The 9748-nt window shown below is 44.4% G+C and carries 5 protein-coding genes and 1 pseudogene; 4 read left to right on the forward strand and 2 right to left on the reverse strand.

The window, feature by feature from the left end:
* Nucleotides 1-25: 25 nt before the first annotated feature.
* On the reverse strand, nucleotides 26-664 hold the full coding sequence (gene nfuA, locus NI469_RS11420) for a Fe-S biogenesis protein NfuA (RefSeq protein ID WP_004279400.1): 639 nt from the start codon (nucleotides 662-664) through the stop codon (nucleotides 26-28).
* Nucleotides 665-822: 158 nt separating this feature from the next.
* Here nfuA and NI469_RS11425 point away from each other — a divergent pair, with 158 nt between their 5' ends.
* A complete protein-coding gene (locus NI469_RS11425) occupies nucleotides 823-1440 on the forward strand; it encodes a rhomboid family intramembrane serine protease (protein ID WP_004646259.1) in 618 nt (205 codons plus the stop codon).
* A 219-nt stretch (nucleotides 1441-1659) separates the two neighbouring features.
* Nucleotides 1660-3201 carry a hypothetical protein gene (locus tag NI469_RS11430; RefSeq protein ID WP_005262391.1) on the forward strand — a complete coding sequence of 514 codons (1542 nt, stop codon included), beginning with the start codon at nucleotides 1660-1662 and terminating at the stop codon, nucleotides 3199-3201.
* Nucleotides 3202-3633: 432 nt separating this feature from the next.
* On the opposite strand, the gene NI469_RS11435 is transcribed toward NI469_RS11430, so the two are convergent.
* Nucleotides 3634-5253 carry an inorganic phosphate transporter gene (locus tag NI469_RS11435; RefSeq protein WP_034439196.1) on the reverse strand — a complete coding sequence of 540 codons (1620 nt, stop codon included), beginning with the start codon at nucleotides 5251-5253 and terminating at the stop codon, nucleotides 3634-3636.
* Between the two features lie 536 nt (nucleotides 5254-5789).
* Here NI469_RS11435 and metH point away from each other — a divergent pair.
* Together metH and NI469_RS11445 are read left to right on the forward strand one after the other, a co-directional pair.
* Complete coding sequence (gene metH / locus NI469_RS11440) at nucleotides 5790-9476, forward strand: methionine synthase (RefSeq protein ID WP_005104673.1); 3687 nt, start codon at nucleotides 5790-5792, stop codon at nucleotides 9474-9476.
* Between the two features lie 168 nt (nucleotides 9477-9644).
* Nucleotides 9645-9748: pseudogene (locus NI469_RS11445) on the forward strand (IS5/IS1182 family transposase); the annotation flags it as partial.

Here is a 9748-nt window from a genome sequence, read left to right on the forward strand (position 1 = left end):
TAAATAAACTGTTATATAGAACAGCTTATTTCATATACGCACCTTCAGACTGACTATGATCCGTTTCATCAACGACATGCATTAACTCTGGTACATGTTGTTTTAATGTGGTTTCAACACCTTGCTTCAACGTGATATCAATCGCTGAACAGCCCTGGCAACCACCACCAAATTTAAGTACAGCGGTTAAACCTTTTTCAGGGTCTTCTTTAACTTCAACCAGTGCACAGTTACCACCATGACCTGCCAGGCCTGGGTTAATTTCAGACTGTAATACATAGGTAATACGCTCTTCTACCGATGCATCTGGACCCACGCGTGGCACTTTGGAGTTCGGTGCACGGAAAGTCAACTGACCACCAAAACGGTCTTTGTTGTAATCAATCACGGCATCGAGTAAATACGGAATAGATGGCGAGTCGATAAAAGCAGGGAAATCAGGATATTCCTGCTTATAATCTGTCGGTACAACTTCATCAGGTGCACTATAGGCCATGCAACATTCAGCGCGAGGAGTACCCGGATGCTCTACAAAAACACGCACACCAATACCCGGGGTGTTCTGTTTATCCAGTAGATCCTTTAAATACTCTTGTGCTGTTGGTGTAATCAATAAGTTGGGAATTTCACCAACAACTGGAGTGCTGCTGTTCTCAGTCGACATAACAATAATTTCCTCAAGCTCAAGCGGCCATTTTAACTGAAGATGCGGGGTAATTTTTAAAAATCAACTAAAATTGTCGGATTTATTATAAAAGTACAACTTTAGCTTAATTTTAATGGCATGATAATTGGCAAATAGGCACCCTTAGAATCATTTATATGCTTGATTTACCTTTTAATCATACCGTGACCATTATTCTGATCACCTGTATTGTGTCATTTATTGCTTTCTCCAAAGAGACGGTGATGAATCGCCTGATTTTCTGGCCACCGGCACTGCAACGTGGACAATATGACCGCTTTATTACGCATGGCTTTATCCATGCGGATGGAGCTCATCTCTTGTTTAACATGATTACCCTGTTCTTCTTCGGCAGCGTGATTGAAAGCTTTTATCGTCAATATCTGTATGACCTGGGTTTTATCCTGTTTTACCTCGGTGGTCTGATCGCAGCGATTCTGCCAAGTTACCTGAAGCATAAAAATGATGCGCGCTGGGCCAGTCTCGGCGCTTCCGGTGCAGTCTCGGCTGTACTGTTTGCCTATATTCTGTTTGAACCTTGGAAGTTGATCTTTGTGTTCTTCATTCCGGTTCCTGCCATTATTTTTGCTGTGCTGTATGTAGCTTATAGCATCTGGTCAGGCAAAAAAGGCAATAGCAACATTAATCACAGCGCGCATTTATGGGGAGCGGCTTACGGGGTGGTCATGACGATTATTCTGGAGCCACGCCTGATTCCGCATTTCCTGAATAAACTGATGCAAGTTCCATTTTAATTAGGGTTATTTAATGATAAGAGAATGAGGCTATATATGAATTGAACCTCATATTTCTGCTAAAAATTGATAAGAGAGCTTCTGCTCTCTTATTTGTTTGAAACATCTCGTAATATATTAGAAAGTGATGATGTCACTTAATGCCAATCTTGGACTGAATTTTGCAGCGATAATGTATACACCTGTATATTAATTACTGTCATTCTCGAGATATTTTGCATGTCCACTACACCAGACGGTCTTCAATTTCCTCTTCAGTCTCAGCAACAAAAACCAAGTAGCTCTAAAGCAGGGCGCGCAATCATCGCGGCAGCGCTAGCCAATGTCGATTCACACAGTTCTCAACAGGCACAATCAGAAAAAAACTGGCGTAAACACTACACAGTACATTTTAAGCAACTGGTCGAACAGGGACTGAGTTCTCCTGAAGCCAGCTTGAAAATTGCTGAAGATGGATTGGCAAAGGCCCATCAGACTTTTGAATTTTACCGTGATGGTCAAAAGTATGTATTACAAGATGCTTTAACTCTGCCCGCAGGTCAGTTGCATACCTTCAAGCTGACAGGTAATAGCAAATCGGCACCAGAATGGTATGTGCCTTACCACGGTCAAAAGCTGCAAGGTGACGCCTTATTGGAGCAGATTGAGCGCTGGGAAAGCCAAGGCATTGTGGAAACCAGCCATGCCAATGCCCTGCGTGAATGTGTGGTGCATCCTGAATGGTTTGATCTTTCCGATCGGACCACGGTGCTGTTTGGTGCAGCATCTGAAGCCGGTCCTCTGACCTGGCTGGCGAAATGGAAAGCCAATATTGTAGCGATTGATCTGCCGAATACCCGTGTATGGGGCAAGATTGTTGATACCATCAACCAAGGCAATGCCACGCTGTATGCGCCATGTACTGAAGACCTGCCTGCTGATACTTCACTTGATATTTTAAAAGAAAAACTGGGGGCGAATTTGCTGACCCAGATTCCTGAAATTGCCAAATGGTTATTACAATTCGAACAGGATCTGGATCTGGCTGCAATTGCCTATCTGGATGGTGAAAAGCATGTTCGGGTCTCCATGGCGATGGATGCCATCATGCAGCATGTCAGCCAGCAAAAAGCCAATACCAGCCTGATGTACATGTGTACGCCGACCGATGTTTATGCGGTTCCGAGTGAAGTGATTGAAGCGTCAAAAGTAAAATATACTGAACGCTCCAAGACACAAGCAATCATCTCCAAAGGTGTTTCCACTTTAAGCCGCAAACACTTTTTCCAGAAAAATGCGCATGAACTGATTCAGTCTGGTGATCAGGCTTATGGTATCTGTGACTGCCTGGTGGTTGAACAAGGCCCGAACTATGCGCTGGCAAAACGTATCCAGCAATGGCGTGCCACCTTGGCTCGCGCTCAAGGGCAGCGGGTCAGTATCAATATTGCCCCTTCGACGACCACCTATTCTGTGACCAAGAATCCGCTGCTTAAAGCCGCGTTCAATGGCGCCAGCCTGTTTGATGTTGAAGCTTTCGCGCCTGAAACCACCAATGCGATTATGGCGGCACTATGGATTCATGACCTGCGTAATCCAGAATCAGTGGCCAATCCTGAAGTAAAACTCAACCATCCGCTTGAATTGATGATGCATGGCGCGAATCATGGTGGTTTGTGGCGAGTCGCTTATCTGGCGCGTACCGCACTGCCTTTTGCTGCGCTGTACGGTTTTGCAACAGAGAAGTTGCCGAAGGGATTGTTGAGTAAGTTGAAGAAGTAATTTATTTTCTTCTTTCGAGACTTCTTCTACGTTAGATAAACTTTTATTTAATAGACCTCTTGCGAAAGTATCGTTTTACCTAATTTTTGAATTGGCTAAAACCTTATAAAATGTAGCTTTGGGCTGTTTAAATTTTGACTAACGCAAGAAGTCTAATGTTTATCCCCTCACCCCAGCCCTCTCCCAAAGGGAGAGGGAGCTTTCCCAATGGATTCAAATTAGTAGTAGCAAACATCTAAAAATATCGTTTTCTAATAAAATGAATACTATTTAATTTAAATTTTCTTTATTTGAATAATTAATGTAGTCCCCTCTCCTGAGCAAGTTTTAAAGCACCACTTTTAAAACGAAGCGCAAGTGAGGGTTAGGGAGAAGTAAAAATCACCCATAAAAAAAGCTGCTCTAGAGCAGCTTTTTTTATGTCTAAATAACTTAGAACACTTTTAAAAGTACCCAATACAAACCGCCTGACAGACAGATCGTTGCTGGCAAGGTAAAGACCCAGGCAGACAGAATGGTTTTCACCATCTGGAAGTTCAGACCTGACTTGTTCGCCACCATGGTACCTGCTACTGCAGAGTTCAATACATGGGTAGTGGATACCGGCATACCAAAGCCATCTGCTGCCGCAATGGTTGACATCGCAACAAGTTCGGCAGACATACCCTGACCATAAGTCATATGCTGTTTACCAATACGCTCCCCGACAGTCACGACAATACGCTTCCAGCCGACCATCGTACCCAGACCAAGTGCCAAGGCTGTCGCCACTTTCACCCAGGTCGGGATGTATTGCAGGAATGAATCCAGATTGTCACGGTATTCATCTACTGTTTTTTCCTGTGCAGCACTCATTGTTGGTAAAGCTTCTGCTTTATCCAGACGTTTAAATGCTGTGGTGCTCAGGTACATGTCGTTGCGAAATTCAGACACTTGAGCTTCAGGAACATCCTTAATACTGGTATAGCTACCAACTTTTTCACCCAGATGATCCGTCAAGCTTGCCAATGCAGGCACGACTTCAGGGGTAATTTCCTTGGTCTGAATGTACTTGGTGATCACATCACGAGCTTGTTCATCCGGAATATCCTGATGATTTGGATAGATCACATCCGCTGTTTGTGCAGATAACTGACCAAAAGATTGAATATGTTGTGCATCCAGATTCTTGTTCAGCGAGTACGCCAACGGTACACAGCCGATCAGAATCAGCATGATCAGGCCCATACCTTTTTGACCGTCATTTGAACCATGGGCAAAACTCACCCCAGTACAGGTAAAGATCAGCATGGCACGAATCAATGGTGGCGGTGGCTTGTTACCTTCAGGTGGCTGGAACAATTCCAGTTGACGCTTGAAGATTTTTTTCACCAGCAGGAACACAATTGCAGCAAATGCAAAACCGATTAAAGGCGAGAATAATAGCGCCTTACCGACTTTCATGACTTGCTCCATGTCTATACCTGAAGCGCCAGTACCGGCATTCAGAATATAGTTCATGATGCCCACACCCAGAATCGAACCGATCAGGGTATGTGAACTGGATGCCGGAATACCGAGAAACCAGGTTCCCAGATTCCAGAGAATTGCTGCGATCAGCATGGCAAAGACCATGGCAAAGCCTGCTCCGGAGCCGACATTCATGATCAGCTCGACCGGCAATAACGCAATAATGCCGTAAGCGACCGCACCACTGGCGACCATAACCCCAAGGAAATTACAGAAGCCGGCCCACATCACTGCGACAGGAGCTGAAAGTGCATTGGTATAAATGACTGTGGCCACAGCATTGGCGGTATCGTGAAAGCCATTGACGAACTCAAAGCTCAACGCAATAAAAAGTGCCGTCGCTAACAAAATAACTGAATACAAGCCCAAGGCCGGTACATGCGCTAAATCTGCAGACAACTGGAAGCCGATATAAATCAGCGTAGTGATAATAAGAGTCAGGAACACCGGCATAAAGAATTTCGGTGTTGGCACATGAACATTGGTCGACTTTTGGGAAGCCGACCCGTGTGCTGAATCTACGGGAGTTTGATTAGGATTCATGCAAGCAGGAATAGAGGATTCAAGAATCCCCATATTGTTCAGTTGAATTGTGACAATTATATGACAAACTGCTGTCATATGAAGCAATTATTTGGATTTTCTTGCTGCTATTCGTCCTGTTTAATTCCGACTAAAACACTAGATTTTGATTTTATAAATCATTTACTTAAGATAAGATTCCAGCTTCTTCAAGCTTAAAAACTCAACATATTTTGCTACCAAAACGATTTACGCCCTGCCTGTCATCAAGCTGAGCAAAAGTTTCATTTGCACAGCATAAGCCATCAATATGACAATTTCATGAATAAAAGCATCAGCTTAATTTTTTGATTTTGTTTACTGTCTCAAAGACATCGAATCAGATTAGAGATTGCAATATTTTCTGATCCGGATGTTAAAACTTGTTGTTTTTCTAGATGACTTATCAAATTTTCATATCATGCTTATCCATCATTCTGAGCAATCTCAGCAGAAATCAGCCAACTAATCTGCTAAGATTAGCGTCGTTTTTTTTGATTTCTGCTGAGAAAGTTTGAATGTCTACACTTACCACTTTAAAAGAACTTCTTGCCAAAAGAATTTTAATTATCGATGGTGCGATGGGTACTATGATCCAGCGCCATAAACTGGAAGAAGCCGATTATCGTGGTGAGCGTTTTGCTGACTGGGCCTATGATCTCAAAGGTAATAATGATTTGCTGGCGCTGACTCAGCCACAAATCATTCAAGGCATTCATGAAGCTTACTTGGAAGCTGGCGCCGACATTATTGAAACCAACACCTTTAACGGTACCCGCGTTTCAATGTCGGATTACCACATGGAAGATCTGGTTCCCGAGATTAACCGTGAAGCAGCGCGTCTGGCCAAAGAAGCCTGTGCCAAATATTCAACGCCTGAAAAACCACGCTTTGTGGCAGGTGTGATTGGTCCGACATCGCGTACCACCTCTATTTCTCCAAACGTGAATGACCCGGCGTTCCGTAACATCACTTTTGATGCGCTCAAAGTTGACTATATTGAATCAACCAAAGCCTTGATCGAAGGTGGTGCAGACATCATCCTGATCGAAACCGTGTTCGATACCTTGAATGCCAAGGCCGCAATTTTTGCAGTGAAAGAAGTCTTTAAAGAATTGGGCTATGAATTGCCAATCATGATTTCAGGTACGATCACGGATGCATCAGGTCGTACATTGACTGGTCAAACCGCTGAAGCCTTCTGGAACTCGATGCGCCATGCAGAGCCACTTTCTATCGGCTTTAACTGTGCCCTAGGTGCAGATGCGATGCGTCCACACGTTAAAACCGTGTCTGACGTTGCCAATACCTTTGTTTCAGCACATCCAAACGCTGGCTTGCCGAATGCCTTCGGTGGATATGATGAAACGCCGGAAGAAACTGCAGCCTTTATTAAAGAATTTGCAGAAAGTGGCTTAATTAATATTACCGGTGGTTGCTGTGGTACTACGCCGGATCATATCCGCGCGATTGCAAATGCTGTTGCAGGCATTACCCCTCGTCAAATTCCTGAAATTGAACCTGCCTGTCGTTTAAGCGGTTTAGAGCCATTTAACATCACCAAAGATTCACTGTTTGTGAACGTCGGTGAACGTACCAACGTCACCGGTTCGAAAAAATTCCTGCGTCTGATTCGTGAAGAAAACTTCGCCGAAGCACTTGATGTTGCCCGTCAACAGGTTGAAGCCGGTGCGCAGATCATCGACATCAACATGGATGAAGGCATGCTCGATTCACAAGGTGCGATGGTGCATTTCCTGAATCTGATTGCTTCTGAGCCGGATATTTCACGTGTGCCAATCATGCTGGATTCTTCTAAATGGGAGATTATCGAAGCGGGCCTGAAATGTGTGCAAGGCAAAGCCGTGGTGAACTCGATTTCCCTGAAAGAAGGTCATGACGAGTTTGTCGAACGTGCCCGCCTCTGCCGTCAATATGGTGCCGCGGTCATCGTGATGGCATTTGATGAAGATGGTCAGGCCGATACAGCTACGCGCAAAAAAGAAATCTGCAAACGTTCATATGATGTTCTGGTGAATGAAGTGGGTTTCCCGTCTGAAGATATTATCTTTGACCCGAACGTCTTTGCGATTGCAACCGGTATTGAAGAACACAACAACTATGGTGTGGACTTTATTGAAGCGACTGGCTGGATTAAACAGAACCTGCCAAATGCGATGATTTCTGGTGGTGTATCCAACGTATCGTTCTCGTTCCGTGGTAACGAACCGGTGCGTGAAGCGATTCACTCGGTGTTCCTGTACCATGCTATTCAGCAAGGCATGACTATGGGTATTGTAAATGCCGGTCAGATGGCGATTTACGATGACATCGATAAAGAATTGAAAGAAGCGGTTGAAGATGTTGTATTAAACCAGAACCAGGGTGAAAGTGGTCAGGAAGCAACCGAAAAACTGCTTGCTGTTGCTGAAAAATACCGTGGTCAAAGTGGTACGCAAAAAGCCGAAGAAAATCTGGAATGGCGTAATGAGTCTGTTGAAAAACGTCTTGAATATGCGTTGGTAAAAGGCATCACGACTTATATCGACCAAGATACCGAAGAAGCACGTTTAAACTCTACACGCCCACTCGATGTGATCGAAGGTCCATTGATGGCGGGTATGAACGTAGTCGGCGACCTGTTCGGTGCCGGTAAAATGTTCTTGCCGCAAGTGGTGAAATCTGCGCGTGTGATGAAACAGGCTGTGGCGTGGTTGAACCCGTTCATTGAGGCCGAGAAAACCCAAGCTGAGGCCAAAGGTAAAATCCTGCTGGCTACGGTGAAAGGCGATGTACACGATATCGGCAAAAATATCGTGGGTGTGGTATTAGGCTGTAACGGTTATGACATCGTTGACCTTGGCGTGATGGTGCCATGCGAAAAGATTCTACAAACTGCGATTGATGAAAAAGTTGATATCATCGGTTTGTCTGGTCTGATCACGCCGTCATTGGATGAAATGGTGTTTGTTGCCAAAGAAATGCAACGTAAAGGCTTTAACATTCCACTGATGATTGGTGGTGCGACGACTTCTAAAGCGCATACCGCAGTGAAAATCTCACCGCAATATCATAATGATGGCGTGCTTTATACCGCAGATGCATCACGTGCCGTGGGTGTAGCAACACAGTTGCTCTCTCCTGAGATGAAACCAAAACTTTTGGCTGACTATGCAGCGGATTATGAAAAAATTCGTACCCGTCTTGCTAACAAGCAACCGAAAGCGGCGAAATTGTCTTATCAAGATTCAGTTGAAAACGGCTTCAAGATCGACTTCGACAAGAATGCACCGGTTAAACCAAACTTCATCGGATCTGAAACTTTCACAAATTATCCGCTTGAAACTTTGGTGGAATATTTTGACTGGACGCCGTTCTTTATTTCATGGAGCCTGGCGGGTAAATTCCCGAAAATCCTTGAAGATGAAGTGGTGGGTGAAGCAGCGCGTGATTTGTATGAACAAGCGCAAGCAATGCTGAAAGACATCATCGAGAATAAACGTTTCGATGCGCGTGCGACGTTCAGCATTTATCCTGCAAACCGTGTAGCCGCAGATACAGTTGCGGTTGTGGATGAAACAGGCAATGTAACTCACAGCTTCGAACACTTACGTCAGCAGTCTGACAAAGTGACGGGTAAAGCGAACTACTCTCTGGCAGACTTTGTTGCACCGAAAGATGTCGCTCAGGATTACTTGGGCGGCTTTACCGTGTCGATCTTCGGTGCCGAAGAACTTTCGCAAGAATACAAAGCCAAAGGTGATGACTATAACGCGATTATGGTTCAAGCCTTGGGTGACCGTTTTGCAGAAGCATTTGCAGAGCACTTACATGAGCGTATTCGTAAAGAGTTCTGGGGCTACCAAGCAGACGAACAGCTTTCAAATGATGATTTGATCAAAGAGAAATATGTCGGCATTCGTCCTGCACCGGGCTACCCTGCTTGTCCGGAGCATTCTGAAAAAGCGCCATTGTTTGACTGGTTAGGTACAACCGACAAGATTGGTACGTACTTAACAACAAGTTTTGCGATGTGGCCACCTTCATCAGTCAGTGGTTTCTATTATGCAAACCCTGAAACTGAATATTTTAACGTGGGTAAAATCTCTGGCGACCAGTTGGAAGATTATGCGAAGCGTAAAGGCTGGACCTTGGATGAAGCGAAACGTTGGTTAGCGCCGAATTTGGATGATTCTGTGGTTTAAGAATTCTCTAGTTTCGATATAAAAAAACCCCTCGATTGAGGGGATTTTTTTGTTTTTAGATTTTTAATCTCCCTAAATCCCTATTTAAGAAAGAGGGACTTTCGCGTATCAAATGGCTTTGTTGCACAAACCTATCTGTAAAGGCTTTTTCAGCGATATAATTTTCAAATGAAGAAGCCTACACACAAAATCTACCGCACAACCAATTGGCCCGCATATAACCGAGCACTCATGAGTCGCGGAAATATTGCCATTTGGTTTGATCCTGCTAC

The sequence above is a fragment of the Acinetobacter lwoffii genome (genome assembly GCF_024129735.1).
GTDB classification, from domain to species: Bacteria; Pseudomonadota; Gammaproteobacteria; order Pseudomonadales; family Moraxellaceae; genus Acinetobacter; species Acinetobacter lwoffii_H.

Excerpts from the sequence above, each read along its gene's own strand:
- nfuA (WP_004279400.1), bottom strand. The coding sequence starts at position 664 with ATGTCGACTGAGAACAGCAGCACTCCAGTTGTTGGTGAAATTCCCAAC.
- NI469_RS11425 (WP_004646259.1), top strand. The coding sequence starts at position 823 with ATGCTTGATTTACCTTTTAATCATACCGTGACCATTATTCTGATCACC.
- NI469_RS11430 (WP_005262391.1), top strand. The coding sequence starts at position 1,660 with ATGTCCACTACACCAGACGGTCTTCAATTTCCTCTTCAGTCTCAGCAA.
- NI469_RS11435 (WP_034439196.1), bottom strand. The coding sequence starts at position 5,253 with ATGAATCCTAATCAAACTCCCGTAGATTCAGCACACGGGTCGGCTTCC.
- metH (WP_005104673.1), top strand. The coding sequence starts at position 5,790 with ATGTCTACACTTACCACTTTAAAAGAACTTCTTGCCAAAAGAATTTTA.